Origin of the sequence: Methanolobus mangrovi (assembly GCF_031312535.1) — an archaeon.
Taxonomy (GTDB): Archaea; Halobacteriota; Methanosarcinia; order Methanosarcinales; family Methanosarcinaceae; genus Methanolobus; species Methanolobus mangrovi.
Map to the genome: position 1 here is coordinate 302,613 of NZ_CP133594.1, position 14,884 is coordinate 317,496.

Below are 14,884 nucleotides of genomic sequence, written 5' to 3' on the forward strand. Positions count from 1 at the left end.
GCCATCCTTATATAAAAAAGCACGTATTTAATTTATTCACTTCAATTATTTACTTCGTTTTATGGCTAAAAAGTGATTGGGCGTGAACTATTTGTATCATTGTAACCAAGTTCGACTTATAAAAAAGATACAGGATGCTGTTTATTTATTAACGGGAGATAATTATGACATCAAGAAATGATCTTAGCAGAGAAAAAAAAGAGCTTCTGGAGGATGTAATTTCCGGAAAAGTCTCATTTCATAAGCTTGACAGTATGACGGACAAGAAAACTGCTGTCATGTTAAGGAGATTTGCACTCGAGGATGGTATGGATTTCAATTTTGATCACATACAGAACTTCTCAATAGATGTCGAAGATGCAAGCAAACGAAATATAGAGAATATGGTCGGAGCTATCCAGATTCCTCTTGGGATAGCTTCCTCGTTGAAAGTAAACGGTGAATTTGCGGAAGGTACGTTCCAGATACCGCTGGCTACAACAGAAGGTGCTCTTGTTGCCAGTGTTAACCGGGGCTGTTCCGTTATCACAAAGTCCGGTGGTGCAAATGTTCGCATATTCCGTGATCTTATGACAAGGGCTCCTGTCTTCAGACTGGAGAATGTGATAAGGTCTAAAGAGTTTGCAGACTGGTTGCAGGACCCTGATGTTCTCTCTCGTATGAAAGCCAAAGCATCTGAAACCACACGATTTGGTGAGCTTGTGGATGTTCAGGTATTTGTTACGGGTAATACTGTACATGTTCGTTTTTCCTATGATACGAAAGATGCTATGGGGATGAACATGGTGACTATTGCAACAGATGCGGTTCTAAGTCTTATAAAGGATGAATTCGGTGCAATCCCTGTCTCTCTTTCCGGTAATATGTGCACTGATAAGAAGCCGGCTGCAATAAACTCTATACTTGGAAGAGGTAAGACAGTCGTTGCGGATGTTACGATACCTGCAAAACTTGTAGAGGAACGTCTCAAGTGCAAACCCGAGACAATGGTTGAAGTGAATTATCGCAAAAATTTACTTGGTTCTGCACGGGCAGGGTCCCTTGGATACAATGCACATGCTGCAAACATCATAGCTGCAATGTACCTTGCCTGTGGTCAGGATCCTGCTCATGTTGTTGAAGGGAGCAGTGCCATAACTACAATGGAACTGGCTCCGTATGGTGATCTATATTGTTCTGTCACTCTTCCTGCAATGGCCATAGGTACTGTTGGTGGTGGCACGAATCTGGGTCCGCAGAGTGACTGTCTGAGATTGCTGGGTGTAAAAGGCTCCGGGAATCCTCCGGGTTCCAATTCAAAAAAGCTGGCTGAGATAATCGCCTGTGCAGTCCTTGCCGGTGAACTCTCCTTGATAGGTGCACAAGCCGCAGGGCATCTTGCAAGAGCTCATGCAGAACTTGGAAGATAAAAATTTTAAATTACTGGTACAAAGGGAATTTCATTTTATCCCTTTGTGACAATCTATTTTTTCCTGTCAAGGAAGTAAGCGATTCCCAAAAACGCAATCGCTATCATAATAAGAGTTATCCAGTTTGATATCTTACTATTATCAAACCCTGGTTCTTTTGCTTCGATAATATCATCTTCAGCTTGGTCAGGTGTACTTGCCAACATCATTTCTTCATTTTCATAATTTATGGAATTTTGTTCACTATTCAATGATTCTATGTCATCATCCTGTGCCGGAATGATGTTGAGTTCGCTCTCATCAGCATCTTTATTGTTATCATTTATCTCTTTAAAAGTGCCTGATGAGTCAGTAATGCTGATTATTGAATCAAAGGTTGTTACAGGTAACTCTTTTCCCTGTTCGTCTCCCAGCACAAAGTCTGTGATCCTGAGCTGGCAGGGTCCGTAATCTGATTTTGCTTCAAGGTTGATAGTACAAAAAATACCTTCATTTATGATGCCATCTCCCATTATAAGGGCACCATATATCTGTGATACAGTTCCTGTGGATTCATCTATATTTCCGGAGTTAAACATCACCGGTGAATTGCTGCTTGCAAAAAAGTTACCTTCCTCAATGCTATTAATGGTTACAAGCGAATTATCATAACTCAGATCAAGTTGTAAACCGTAAATCGCCGTATCCGGCTCAATATAAACCTGTAGCGTAAAGTCCTCTCCAGTTACTACTGTCTGTGAGGATGGTAGTATACTCACACTTGTGGCTGCAGTTGCTACGCCTGAGAGGATAATGAAGCAGAATGCGACAAATACTGCATATGTCGCAATCCGTATAGTTGATCTGAACATAAAAGGTTCCTGGCTTACTCTATTTTATTTTTTGCTTTTTTCAGCAACTCTGAACATTCATCCATTTTTGCTGCGGCCATTTTAATATCCTCTGATATTTCCTTATAGCCCGCTGCCTCGATCTTTGCAGCCCATTCGCTAAAACTTTTACTGTGGCTATCGTTGTGTTCTACCCAGTGTTCAATAAGGTGCTCAAGTTTCGGCTTATCAAGTTCCATTGTAATATCTCCGGATGTCTCTGTAATCTTTAAATTTCACGAGGGTCGGTGATTTCTCCTGTAAGTGCAGAAGCAGCTGCAGTTGCAGGTGATGCAAGGTAGATGTAACCGCCAGTACCCATTCTTCCCTTAAAGTTACGGTTGGCCGTTGAAATGCATACTTCACCTTTACCGATAACTCCCATGTGCCCTCCAAGACAAGGTCCGCATCCCGGTGAACCTATTGTAACTCCTGCTTCAAGGAGAGTTTCTATTGTACCTTTCCTGATGGCCTCTATTAGAACATTGCGGGATGCAGGTACTACAATAGTCCTGATGGCAACCTTTTCTCCTTTGAGGATGGATGCGGCAACTTCAAGATCTTCCAGCCTGCCGTTCGTACAGGTTCCTATGAATGCCTGATCAAGCTTTGTGGGCTTGATATCAGATATGTCACTGACATTGTCTACCTGGTGAGGGATGGCTATCTGTGGTTCAAGCTCATTTGTATCAAAATCGTATTCTTTTGAATACGCTGCATCCTCATCAGCGTATACGGGCTCATAGTCCTCGACTGCAATATCCTTAAGGAAATCAAAGGTCGTGCTGTCAGGGGGAACTATGCCTGTCTTTGCTCCCATTTCAATTGCCATGTTACAAAGGGTCATTCTGCCTGATATGGAAAGGGATTCTATTGTGCTTCCGTAGAATTCAGCAGCCTTGTATGTTGCACCGGCAATTCCAAGCGTACCTATTATCTTGAGTGTCAGGTCTTTTGCGTAAATTCCTTTGTTGAATTTGCCTTCAGCAGTTATCTTGATACTTTCCGGTACTTTGAACCAGAGTTTGCCGGATGCGAAGATCTCCGCCATATCAGTTGCTCCGACTCCGGTACCAAACGCTCCGAATGCTCCGTAGGTGCAGGAATGTGAATCAGCTCCGACAACTAGTTTTCCCGGCAGTGCGAATCCGTTCTCAGGGAGCAGTTGGTGGCATATACCTTCGCCTATGTCATAGAAGTTCTTGATGCCCTGGTCTTTTATCCATCCTCTGATATCGTGTTGTAATGCAGCAGTGGTGTCTGTATTTGCAGGTGTCAGGTGATCGAATGGGATTACTATTTTTTCAGGGTTCCATACTCTTTCTTCTTCCATCTCCCTGAAAGCTCTTACAGCAAGGACACTTGTGCCATCATGGGCCATGGCAAAATCTATGTCTGCCATTACAAAATCGTTAGCCTTCGCTTTTTTTCCTGATGCGCGGCTGAATATTTTTTCGCTTATGGTGCTCAAAAGATTAACTCCGTTAGTGTAACTGGGATAAGGATTGGTACAACATCCGTTATTAACTTAAAATCTTCGATAGAAACGGTTGTTGATTATAAGGAGTTATAATGCTCCCTGTAAAAAAGATTTTGTGCTGCCAATGGCAGCAAATAATTAAAAAGATATTATGCAAGTCTTTTCAGCTTTTCAATATTATTAAGCACGTATCTGCTTTCAAGAAGGATTTTTTGCTCTATATTCCGGACGATTTCATCAAGAGGAGTGACAAGTCTGTAGAGTTTAACCGGTCTGCCTTTACCTTCTGTTTTCTTTTCTTCTCTTATGTCTACCCAGTTATTGTCTTTAAGGTATCTCATTGCAATACTAACTTCAGGTTGTCTGAGGTTAGAATTCTTCTCAATCTCACGCGAAGTGATTTCTTCTCCGCTGGATAGGCAGGCGAGAGTTAAAGCTACAGTTCTGTTCATATCTAATTTCCTGAGCAGTTCTACGATCTCATATTCTTTTTCACTCATGCCACTGGGTTTTTTATTTCTCATAAAATCACCGGATTATATGCAATAAATTTCGTTTTGTTTGGATTTCCAGCCATGGGAGTATAATATCTAGGATGGTCGGTCCGATATTTTCTGAATGGTTAGGCCCTGTCCCTGGCATGTAAGTCCTTAAACATTTTCATTAAGACTGCACTAATATAAGTCTCTATTATATATTAATATTTTTTATATTAAAATAGTAAGTCTATAACATCTATTTTCAATGATATATTATTGGCAATGTAGTTATTTGAGGTATGGCTTTAGCTAATGGAGGATAAATGGTGATTTTAGATTTACAGGTGAACAACTAAATATTCAATATCTGGATGGATAAATCGAACATATATGGCCAATCTTCCAAAGGCAAAAATAACCAAAAAGATTGTAACCTATGATACTATTAAAATATTCAGAATAGAAAAAGAGAATTATGGTGGGCCCGATGAGATTCGAACTCATGGCCTCACGGTTATCAGCCGTGCGCTCCACCGAGCTAAGCTACGGGCCCATATTGCTTGTGCTTCACGTGACCCTTCATCACGCGACACTCCAAATACGCATGCAGATACTTAAAGATGTTGGTTGAAATGGACTTTCAGTCCTCATTTTCTTTTAACTGACAAAAGTTCACACAAGTCCGCAGCGATAGATTTATGTTATATAATGTGCTGTATGACTTGATATTCCGGGCTGGTAGATCAGGGGAAGATCGCTACCTTGGCATGGTAGAGGCCTCGGGTTCAATTCCCGACCAGTCCACATAACTATTTTTCAGGCAACAGTAATATACAACAAACAACTACACAGATGTATATAGTTTATTATACATTTGTAGTTATTATGTCTACAAACATTCTTCTTTATTCTCCGGGCAGATTCGGAATTATTTGTACCATCTCGTTACTATCCTAAGTGGTTGGGTGAACAAAGTCTGCATTTGATGATGTACCAGATTCAGCAGTTAGTGCCCTATTTACTCTTTTCTTAAGCCTGAGGTTGTATATGGGTCAAAATATTGACGAATTTTTGATGATATCTTTTCAGTAATCTTATATACGTTAAAGAATCACATTAATATGTTCGTCAAAATTATTATCTATGTTGTGTGTGGTGTCAGTTTTTAATTAGAAATGTATAAATGCAAATGGTGATTATTTGAAAAAAATACTATTATTCATTCTAGTGTCTTGTGTTCTGTTTGTCAGCGGCTGTAATGATTCTGATAATTCACAAAAAGTTGAGGCAGGGGATTATATTTCTGTCAATTATACCGGAAGTCTGGAAGATGGGACTGTGTTCGACACTTCCATTGAAGAAATTGCAATAGAAGAAAATATTTACAATCCTTATAGAAATTATGAACCATTACCCTTTGTAGCGGGTGCAGGCCAGATGATAAAAGGGTTTGATGATGCTGTAATTGGTATGGGGATTGGTGAGGAAAAAACAGTTACTATACCTCCTGAAGAGGCTTATGGTGCATATTGTCCTGAATTATTGATTCCTGTACCTGCAGAAGATTTCGAATCTGCCAATATAACACCGATCATAGGTCAGAAAGTAACTTATCAAAATCAGGTAGTGACAATTGCCAATATATCTGAGGAAAATGTCACTCTTGATTGTAATCATAATCTCGCAGGAGAGACTTTGATATTTACTATAGAATTGGTTTCAATAGAAAAAGCCTGATCCATGTGGTTTATCTATGGAAAAAGAAGAAAAGATCGTTGTGATTCTTCTGTGCATGGCTTTGCTGTCACTAACGATAGCTTATGCCAGCTTTTATTCTGGAGATGATGGCAGTAGCATAGGGGAGTTTAGCTCTTCTTCTCTGCCTGGTGAAGATGTCCGGCTTGAGGGGGATGTACTTTCAAAGAGTTTTACTTACACTGGTGGTCACCTTTTAATGGATATTGATTATGGTTCTGGGGTAGTCAAGGTCTTTGTACCTTCCAATAATGGTGCAAACGATATAGATTCGCAGATAAATGAGAATGACCATGTACTTATCACTGGCATTGTGGATGAGTACGGAGGAGATCTTGAAGTGGTAGTTCAAAGCAGTGGCGATGTCGATCTTTTGAAATAGGTACTAATAAATTGTTTGGATAATGCGTTAATTGGTCGCTAAAGATATATGCAAAAATCACATCTTACTAAAGTATGAAAGCCTGTATAATGTGTGGCGGGGAAGGTACCAGGTTACGTCCATTGACATTTGCTCGACCAAAACCAAGTATTCCTATTTTGAATAAACCTTCAGTTGTTCACCTGATCGAACACCTGTCAAAGGAAGGTTTCAATGATATCGTTATCACTTTGGGATATATGGCTGAGAAGATCGAAGAGGAACTTGGGGATGGGCGCATATTCGGAGTTCATATTGATTATGTCTACGAAAAGGATAAACTGGGCACAGCCGGTGGTGTGAAGAACGCTGAAGAATATTTGCGTGACAGTCCATTCATAGTACTCGGTGGAGATCATGTATTGAACCTGAATCTCAGGGAAATGTTCAGGTTCCATGAAATGACAGATGCTCTTGTAACGATAGGGCTTCTATCTATTGATGATCCTCGTGAGTTTGGTATTGCTGATATGAATGTTAACAACAGGATAAATCGTTTTCTTGAAAAACCCGGTCCCGGTGAGATTTTCAGTAATCTTGCAAGTACTGGAATATATGTATGTGATCCTGAGATATTCGACTGGATACCTTCAAACAAGAAATATGATTTTGCAAAAGATCTTTTCCCGGACATACTTGCCAAAAAAAGAAAGATAAATGGTATCCTTGCAAGAGGTAAATGGACTGATGTGGGAAGTCCTCAGGCATACAGGCAGGCTCAGCGTTGGATGCTTGAATCCTTACCTGGCACTACTATCGAAGGTCATTTCAAGACGCAGGATGCTCGTATTAAAGGTCCTGTTTCTTTTGGTCACAACGTTTCTGTTGGTTCTAACTCTGCAATTGTTGGCCCTATAGTCATTGGTGAGAACACGACAATAGGGGATAATGTTCTGATTGGTCCTTATACGGCCATAGGTTCAAACTGCGTAATCAATAATGATTCAAGAATTCTGTCATCCTATATATTCAATGATATTACCATCGGTAGAAATTCAAATGTATCCGGGTCTACAATTGATAATGGTACAAAAGTGGGCAATAATTGCAGCCTTGAAAATGGTACTGTCATCGGTCCAAATGTTATCATTGAAAGCGATGTTACGGTTCATTCGAACGTGAGGATATGGCCCGAGGTATTGATCCCGTCTAAGTCTAAAGTGAAAGAAGACATCTTCAATGATGCCTATATGTAGTATTTTTCTAGGTACTATATGGTTGGGGATATGAATAAGATTAAGAAGTGGATTCTGATATCGTTATTTATAAGCCTTGTTTCCGGTTTCATTGTGGTTCTTTTCACATTTGATTCCGGAACGATTGGTGCTTTAACGGAAATAAAGCCTGTATATATGCTTGCAGCCGTATGTATCCATGCCCTGACCTATGTTATTTGGGGCTTGAGGACTCGTTCTCTCTGTAAAGCATTAGGTCATGATGTAAGCTACATTAAATCATTTGAGATTGTGACTTCAGGAACCCTTGCTGCATCTATTACTCCTTCGTCCTTAGGTGGTGAACCTCTCAGGATTCACTTGCTTCATGGTCAGAAGATCCCCCTGGGAAAAGCAACTGCTGTAGTTATTGGTGAAAGAGTTCTGGATGGTATTTTTATCCTTGCGCTGGCACCTTTATCTATCTATGTCATACGTGGAGTTCTTGAAGATTCCGTTTTTGATTTTATGTTCATTTTTGCCGAGCTGGGGTTAATTATCATACTATTTCTTACATTGTATGCTTTATGGAAACCTGGCCCTACTAAAAAGGTCGTATATTTCTTTGTGCATCGATTAGCACCTATTCTTGGCAAAAAAACAGATTCCGCTCTTGAAAAAATAATTGAAAGGGTTGACTCTGAACTCGAACATTTCCATGATAGCATCTCAGTATTACTGAATGAAGGAAGAAGGGGTCTTGCTTTTGGAATACTTTCTACGATTGCTTTCTGGCTGGTGGACTTTTCAATGCTATATGTGATATTGATGGGCCTGAACCAACACCCTGATATCGTTATTGTTTTTGCCTCACAGATAATCGTAATAGTGCTGCTTGTTATTCCTGCTACGCCGGGGGCCAGCGGGGTCGCAGAATTTGCAGGAACGACTGTTTTTTCTTTATTTGTAGCTTCATCTGTTCTTGGTATTGCAGTTATTGCATGGAGAGCATTCACATTTTATATGAATGTCCTGGTGGGGGGATTCGTCAGTTTCAGGATACTTAAAGATACGGAATTCATCAAAAACTTTCTTAATTGAAAAGATTTCTTAAAGTTTAATGTAGGCAAGTAGTTCTTCATTGCCGATTCTTTTTAGAAAATCATCTTTATCTGAAAAAGGAATCTGGCTATATATGAGCGCGGCCTGTTTTTTTCCGATGCCGGGGAGTTCTTGTATAAGTGATGCGGGAGCAGTGTTTATATCAAGTGGGTATGGAATTCCGGTAATTGATCTGTGCCCATGCCGGGTCACGGTAATATCTATAAACTTTCCAAGTGGGAGATTTGCAGGGATTCCTGCAAGCAGTGGGTAAGAACCCATCTGTCTTCCAAAACACATTTTTCCATCATTGACTTCACACATGATGTCTCGAAGTATTGTCCCGGCAGGAACTACCTTCTGAAGCATTGGAAGGTCTATATCTTTTCTAACCTTCTCTTTGTACTTTAGAAATACTTGTTTATGCTTCCTGACAAGTTCGTCGTTGCCATACATTAAGGTGCCCGGGAAGGCCATAACCTGCCTTATGTTTATCCTTCGAAGCAGGAGATCAGAGTCAAGGACATTTTTCAGGAAATCATAGTTCAGGTCAAATGTCTTTTTTGATTCTCCCATAAGGCCATGTACAAGGTTGATTCCGGGAAGTATCTCTGGCATTCCATTGCTTCCTCGTATTCTTCCCACTTCATTTATGATCTTAATGGCTTCAAATATTTCATCAGGCATCGCTTTTAACCCATTGGCTTTCACAACACTGGGGTCTGCGCTTTCCATCCCAAGTGCTGCTACGTCTCCTGCAGTGTGGTATTTTACAATGGTTCTGAATATTTCCCTGCATAATTCCGGGTATGCTGATATGGTCCCCGGGTTGGCATTGTCCATATGCAATACTTTTAGTTGCGGTGCCACATTCCTGATGCCTTTATAGAGGGACAGTATGGCTTGCGGATCCGGTTCGGCTATTTGTCCGCCTTTATCCCTGGCATGGTAGCTCAAGATGTCGGGTTGTCTTCCTATCCTGAAATAGCTGGCACCCATCTCATATAATCCGGTGACTTCGGAAACAACATCAATGATGGGGCGGTAGTCTGAGCTTCCGTAGGATGGCTCCGTGCAAAATGAGCAGTGCTGGTTACGCCCGCATCCTCTGTACGTTTCAAGCTCACACATCACATTAGGGTAATCTGGATGTTGTTTGATGATGAACGTTCCTTTTACGGCCCATCTTCCAATTTCATCAACTGACCTGAAACGATGCTGACATTCTTCTATATTTTTTATATTTTCTTCAAGAATGTCATAAACAAAGGCTTCGATATCTTTCTGGCAGATAGTCACATCTGTGGAATTTATCAGGTTACTTTCGGCCTTTTTTCCACCTTCCAGTGAGAATCCAAGTCTTATGGGTCCGCCCAATATTTTCAAACCACTGGATGCACTGAATATGCTCTCTATCTCTGCCAGGTTTATTGGTGTTGAACGCAGGTACTTTCCGGGCACAGTCATACCTGCTACTATTATAACAATTTCAGCTCTTTTTATAAGCTCGGCAGCATGGACCATTTTTTTGCGCAGCTCATCGATAGTGAAAAAAGAGATGTCTGTTTCTTGCAACCCTCTCTCCCGCAATGCGCCTGCGATATATCTTATGTATGGTGATATGTATGGTGGTACTCCAAAACAGGCGGGTTCATCAACATATCCATCGATTATTACTGCTTTCATGCTTGTTCCTTAATAATACATTATTCAATATGTATTTTTAATTATAGTTAATTTCATATATGTATCTAAGCACATTAGTTGCCGAAACCTTTTCTGATGCTTTTTTATTTTTAATTGGCTTTGGAAACTGTCTCTGGCTCATATGGTAATGTTTAAAGTATGTAACTCTCTTGTGTGCTCACCGTTGGAACACTTCATGGATATTTAAGTTAATGGTTACTTGTTCTTGTGTTTTTCTTTCCTTGTTTTGATGTTAGTAGTAAAACAAGCAGGGGTGCATTTTTCTTAAAATAGCTTACAATTCACACGTCATATGGTGTATGAATTATGTAATACGCATGGGTGATGGGCTGCTTAAGGTTAAGTATTCATCATACTCTTATGTGAGCGCCGTTATGCATATTATGTGGATATATCCTCGTCCTACAGTCCTCTTCAAAATTCTCTTGATAATTGCCATGCGGCACATACTTCTTATATATTCCTTTTTCCATTACGTATAGTAGTTTAGATATTATGCAGTAAACGAGGTTTTCTAATGAGAAGTGACAAGACCAAGAAAGGACTTGAACGTGCACCCCATCGTTCACTTTTGAAGGCAACAGGTGTGACGGATTCTGAAATGAAAAAACCGTTCATCGCGGTTGTAAACTCCAGGAATGAATTGATACCTGGTCACATTAATCTTGATAAGGTTGCAGAGGCAGTAAAGGCAGGAATAAGAAGTGCCGGTGGTGTTCCATTCGAATTCCATACAATCGGAATATGTGATGGTATTGCCATGGGTCATGAAGGAATGAAGTATTCCCTTCCAAGTCGTGAGGCTATTGAGGACTCTATTGAACTTGTCCTGCAGGGGCACCAGCTTGATGGAATGGTCATGATCACTGCATGTGACAAGATCACTCCTGGTCATCTTATGGCAGCAGGAAGTCTTGATATTCCTGCCATCGTCGTGACAGGCGGTCCAATGATTCCCGGATTCGTTGATGATGAGTACAGGGATCTTATCTCTGTCTTTGAAGGTGTGGGTGAATGTCAGGCAGAGAAAGTGTCTGACGAGAAATTGAAGCTGCTGGAGGATTGTTCATGTAGTGGTGCCGGTTCATGTGCAGGTATGTATACTGCAAATACCATGGCATGTATGACCGAAGCACTTGGGCTTAGTCTGCCTGGTTGTGGCACAGCTCATGCAGCAGATGCCAAGAAGATAAGGCTTGCAAAGGACTCTGGTGAACGTATCGTTTCCATGGTCAATGAAGGCATCAATCCACGTAGCATAGTCACGATGAAGTCCTTTGAGAATGCCATCATGGTCGATATGGCAATTGGTGGAAGTACTAACACAACTCTTCACCTGCCAGCAATCGCTCATGCGTTCGGTCTTGAATTGTCTCTTGATGTATTTGACAGGCTGAGCCGAAGTACTCCTCACATTATCTCCCTTAAGCCTGGTGGGGCACATTACATGCTTGATTTTGAGAGGGCCGGCGGAGTTCAGGCTATAATGGCACGATTGAGATCTTTGCTTAACCTTGATGAAGCTACTGTGAATGGCAAGACCGTAGGTCAGAACCTCGATGATCTTATAATGGTCAATCCGAAGCTCAATGCAAGGATAATTGGTACTCTTGAATCACCTATACATGAAGAGGGCGGCATTGCTATATTGAAGGGAAGTCTTGCTCCTGATGGCTCGGTTGTCAAGCAGGCAGCAGTCGATCCTAAAATGCTCAAACATAGTGGTCCTGCCAGGGTGTTTGATAGTGAGGAAGCAGCTATGGAAGCAATCCTTGCAAAGAAGATTGTTGCAGGTGATGTAGTGGTCATACGATATGAAGGTCCGAAAGGTGGCCCGGGTATGCGTGAAATGCTATCTCCTACATCAGCTATTGCAGGCATGGGTCTTATCGACAAGGTTGCACTGATAACGGATGGTCGTTTCTCCGGTGGAACCAGAGGTCCTTGCATAGGGCATATTTCTCCGGAAGCTCAGGAAGGCGGGCCGATTGGTCTTGTAGAAGAAGGTGATATCATCGAGATAGATATTCCTGGCAGAATACTGAACCTGAAAGTTTCAGAGGAAGAACTTGAAAAGCGCAGGGAAACTTTTGTTCCTCTGGAAAAGAAAGTTACTGGTTATCTTGCACGATATAGGAAATTTGTCAGTTCTGCAAGTAAAGGCGCTATCATTGATTGATGCTAGATAAAACAGGTCCATATGGACTTGTTTCTTTCCTTTTTTAAAATATGACCGATGGTTATTTTAGATTTGATTGCCTGAGTATTATTTAATGGAAAGAGTGGGCATTTGTTCGATATGTGGTTCGGTATCTGGTATGCACACATGTGCTATATGTGGAAGACTCGTCTGCAACGGATGCTATGATTTCTCCAGAAGTGTTTGTATCCAGTGTTCTTCAGGTATGACTTTTTCTGAGATGTCATCTGAAAGATCCGGGTTGATTTGAATCATTTTAACCTGTGGAGTTGCTCAATACCATTTTCCTGTTTGAGCACAAGTACTTCCCTTGCCACAAGTTCCTGTATTTTCCTGTCAATATCTTCCTGGCTATAATGGCGTGAAACAAGGCTTTTGATAATTTCTTTCTTCACTTTTGCGCCGCGCGGCATATACATCAGTATGTTCCCCTCAAGTTTGTCTAATTTAGTATCATCACTCTGCTCTATCATTGGCGCAGGTGTGAAAGGTGTTGGTTGTGGTGGTATATTATGTACTTCTGGCATACCTTCAAAGTTTGCAGGCTGCACCATGTCCGACAATTCAAATGTAGGCATTCCTTCAGGTGGTTTGAAATCTGGTACTACTGGCGTATGCTCTGGTGGCTTAAGTTCCGGCATTACAAATCCTAAATCCTGGTTCGTTTGCTCCGGTGGTTTCAATTCCGGCATTACAAATCCTGAATTCTGGTTTGTTTGCTCTGGTGGCTTAAATTCTGGCATTACAAATCCTGAGTCCTGGTTTGTTTGCTCTGGTGGCTTAAGTTCCGGCATTACAAATCCTAAATCCTGGTTCGTTTGCTCCTGTGGTTTCAATTCCGGCATTACAAATCCTGAATTCTGGTTTGTTTGCTCTGGTGGCTTAAATTCTGGCATTACAAATCCTGAGTCCTGGTTTGTTTGCTCTGGTGGCTTAAGTTCTGGCATTACAAATCCTATATCCTGATTTGTTTGCTCTGGTGGTTTAAATTCTGGCATTACAAATCCTGAGTCTTGGTTTGTTTGCTCCTGTGGCTTAAGTTCTGGCATCACAAATCCTGAATCCTGATTTGCTTGCTCTGGTGGCTTCAATTCCGGCATTACAACTCCTGAATCCTGATTTGTTTGCTCTGGTGGTTTTAGCTCTGGCATTACAAATCCTGAGTCCTGGTTTGTTTGCTCTGGTGGCTTAAGTTCCGGCATCACAAATCCTGAATCCTGATTTGTTTGCTCCTGTGGCTTCAATTCCGGCATTACAAATTCTGAGTCTTGATTTGCTTGCTCTGGTGGCTTTAGCTCTGGCATTACAAATCCTGAATCCTGATTTGTTTGCTCCGGTGACTTAAATTCCGGCATTACAAATGCTGAGTCCTGGTTTGTTTGCTCCGGTGGCTTAAGTTCTGGCATTACAAATCCTGAGTCCTGGTTTGTCTGTTTCAAGATTATGGGTGTTGCATTTTCGATTTCTGGTTGTGCCATTTCAAGTTCCGATTCACTTCTTTTTTCCGCCACTATTTCAGACAACTTCATTTCATGAATGGATTCTTCGAAGCTTTGCTGTATTTTATTTTCGGGTTCAAATTCTGCTTCTTCGGTACTATTAATCATTGTTTCCTGTACTGGTTCAGCAAGTTCCTGTTTAACTTCTTCATTGTCTGGCAATGGTGGCTCTATTTGTTCTACAGTTTCTTGTAGCACTGGTTTTAAGTTAACCTGGGCTATGGCATCTGCTTCTTTAAAAATGTCATTCGTTCCGATGTGTGCAAACTCTTCGATTGTCTGGGATTCAAAAAGTAATTCGTCATCCAATGTTATGTTTTTATCCTCTGTTTTATGTGCATAGATCATGTCTGATTCATTTTCTACGTTTTCGAGGACTTCATTTATTCCTGGGATATTCTTTTCGATCATTTCCAGGCGATTAAGTACTATGTTCACATCATCTCTGAGGATTGCAAATCTTTCAGTCCATGGTATAATATTATCTGTTGGAACATTGTCTAACATGTCCAGTTCCCTTTCGATAAGTTTTCTGATGAACAGGCTCTTATTCTCAATTACGTCCAGTTTATCAAAAAGCTCATCCGACATGCTTATAGTAAGTCGTTTCATAGCAATCTCTCTTTGATGTATTTTTATGTAGAATCATACTAATGTATGCATATATCATACATATATAATTAATGCAATTATATTTTTATTTCGATGTATGTTACTACCTGTGCTTGAAATCTCTTGTTTATTCAAAATAAAAGACAAGCTAATGGAGGTACTTAAGCATATTAAAAAAAAGTAAATATGTGAATGAAA

12 protein-coding genes and 2 tRNA genes are annotated in these 14,884 nt (G+C 40.7%); 7 read left to right on the forward strand and 7 right to left on the reverse strand.

Annotated features, from left to right (window positions below; all coding sequences use genetic code 11):
- The first annotated feature begins 164 nt into the window (after positions 1-164).
- A complete protein-coding gene (gene hmgA, locus RE476_RS01590; RefSeq protein WP_309308553.1) occupies positions 165-1,409 on the forward strand; it encodes a hydroxymethylglutaryl-CoA reductase (NADPH) in 1,245 nt (414 codons plus the stop codon).
- Positions 1,410-1,462: 53 nt separating this feature from the next.
- On the opposite strand, the gene RE476_RS01595 is transcribed toward hmgA, so the two are convergent.
- From RE476_RS01595 to RE476_RS01615, 5 genes are all read right to left on the reverse strand, one after another.
- A complete protein-coding gene (locus RE476_RS01595) occupies positions 1,463-2,260 on the reverse strand; it encodes a cohesin domain-containing protein (protein WP_309308554.1) in 798 nt (265 codons plus the stop codon).
- 14 nt (positions 2,261-2,274) lie between these two features.
- On the reverse strand, positions 2,275-2,478 hold the full coding sequence (locus RE476_RS01600; protein ID WP_309308555.1) for a hypothetical protein: 204 nt from the start codon (positions 2,476-2,478) through the stop codon (positions 2,275-2,277).
- A gap of 29 nt (positions 2,479-2,507) precedes the next feature.
- Positions 2,508-3,740, reverse strand: coding sequence for a 3-isopropylmalate dehydratase large subunit (locus RE476_RS01605; protein WP_309309542.1), 1,233 nt, complete (start codon positions 3,738-3,740; stop codon positions 2,508-2,510).
- 167 nt (positions 3,741-3,907) lie between these two features.
- Positions 3,908-4,282 carry a transcriptional regulator gene (locus RE476_RS01610; protein ID WP_309308556.1) on the reverse strand — a complete coding sequence of 125 codons (375 nt, stop codon included), beginning with the start codon at positions 4,280-4,282 and terminating at the stop codon, positions 3,908-3,910.
- Positions 4,283-4,713: 431 nt separating this feature from the next.
- Positions 4,714-4,790: transfer RNA gene (locus RE476_RS01615), tRNA-Ile, on the reverse strand.
- A 179-nt stretch (positions 4,791-4,969) separates the two neighbouring features.
- Between RE476_RS01615 and RE476_RS01620 the strand changes: the two genes are divergently transcribed.
- From RE476_RS01620 to RE476_RS01640, 5 genes are all read left to right on the forward strand, one after another.
- Positions 4,970-5,041, forward strand: a tRNA-Ala gene (locus tag RE476_RS01620).
- Positions 5,042-5,437: 396 nt separating this feature from the next.
- On the forward strand, positions 5,438-5,974 hold the full coding sequence (locus tag RE476_RS01625) for an FKBP-type peptidyl-prolyl cis-trans isomerase (protein ID WP_309308557.1): 537 nt from the start codon (positions 5,438-5,440) through the stop codon (positions 5,972-5,974).
- A 16-nt stretch (positions 5,975-5,990) separates the two neighbouring features.
- Complete coding sequence (locus tag RE476_RS01630; RefSeq protein ID WP_309308559.1) at positions 5,991-6,374, forward strand: OB-fold nucleic acid binding domain-containing protein; 384 nt, start codon at positions 5,991-5,993, stop codon at positions 6,372-6,374.
- Positions 6,375-6,448: 74 nt separating this feature from the next.
- On the forward strand, positions 6,449-7,609 hold the full coding sequence (locus RE476_RS01635) for an NDP-sugar synthase (RefSeq protein WP_309308561.1): 1,161 nt from the start codon (positions 6,449-6,451) through the stop codon (positions 7,607-7,609).
- A gap of 30 nt (positions 7,610-7,639) precedes the next feature.
- A complete protein-coding gene (locus tag RE476_RS01640) occupies positions 7,640-8,668 on the forward strand; it encodes a lysylphosphatidylglycerol synthase transmembrane domain-containing protein (RefSeq protein WP_309308563.1) in 1,029 nt (342 codons plus the stop codon).
- Positions 8,669-8,677: 9 nt separating this feature from the next.
- Here the strand turns inward: RE476_RS01640 and RE476_RS01645 are convergent, their stop codons facing one another.
- Positions 8,678-10,354 carry a radical SAM protein gene (locus RE476_RS01645; protein ID WP_309308565.1) on the reverse strand — a complete coding sequence of 559 codons (1,677 nt, stop codon included), beginning with the start codon at positions 10,352-10,354 and terminating at the stop codon, positions 8,678-8,680.
- A gap of 538 nt (positions 10,355-10,892) precedes the next feature.
- Between RE476_RS01645 and ilvD the strand changes: the two genes are divergently transcribed.
- The gene (ilvD, locus tag RE476_RS01650) at positions 10,893-12,554 is read left to right on the forward strand and encodes a dihydroxy-acid dehydratase (RefSeq protein WP_309308567.1); all 1,662 of its coding nucleotides are present in this window, start codon (positions 10,893-10,895) and stop codon (positions 12,552-12,554) included.
- Positions 12,555-12,826: 272 nt separating this feature from the next.
- Here ilvD and RE476_RS01655 read toward each other — a convergent pair whose 3' ends face one another.
- Positions 12,827-14,686: a hypothetical protein gene (locus tag RE476_RS01655; protein WP_309308569.1), complete on the reverse strand. Its 1,860-nt coding sequence runs from the start codon at positions 14,684-14,686 to the stop codon at positions 12,827-12,829.
- Positions 14,687-14,884: the final 198 nt, after the last annotated feature.

Coding starts and splice junctions, on each gene's coding strand:
- hmgA (WP_309308553.1), top strand. CDS start 165: ATGACATCAAGAAATGATCTTAGCAGAGAAAAAAAAGAGCTTCTGGAG.
- RE476_RS01595 (WP_309308554.1), bottom strand. CDS start 2,260: ATGTTCAGATCAACTATACGGATTGCGACATATGCAGTATTTGTCGCA.
- RE476_RS01600 (WP_309308555.1), bottom strand. CDS start 2,478: ATGGAACTTGATAAGCCGAAACTTGAGCACCTTATTGAACACTGGGTA.
- RE476_RS01610 (WP_309308556.1), bottom strand. CDS start 4,282: ATGAGAAATAAAAAACCCAGTGGCATGAGTGAAAAAGAATATGAGATC.
- RE476_RS01630 (WP_309308559.1), top strand. CDS start 5,991: ATGGAAAAAGAAGAAAAGATCGTTGTGATTCTTCTGTGCATGGCTTTG.
- RE476_RS01635 (WP_309308561.1), top strand. CDS start 6,449: ATGAAAGCCTGTATAATGTGTGGCGGGGAAGGTACCAGGTTACGTCCA.
- RE476_RS01640 (WP_309308563.1), top strand. CDS start 7,640: ATGAATAAGATTAAGAAGTGGATTCTGATATCGTTATTTATAAGCCTT.
- RE476_RS01645 (WP_309308565.1), bottom strand. CDS start 10,354: ATGAAAGCAGTAATAATCGATGGATATGTTGATGAACCCGCCTGTTTT.
- ilvD (WP_309308567.1), top strand. CDS start 10,893: ATGAGAAGTGACAAGACCAAGAAAGGACTTGAACGTGCACCCCATCGT.
- RE476_RS01655 (WP_309308569.1), bottom strand. CDS start 14,686: ATGAAACGACTTACTATAAGCATGTCGGATGAGCTTTTTGATAAACTG.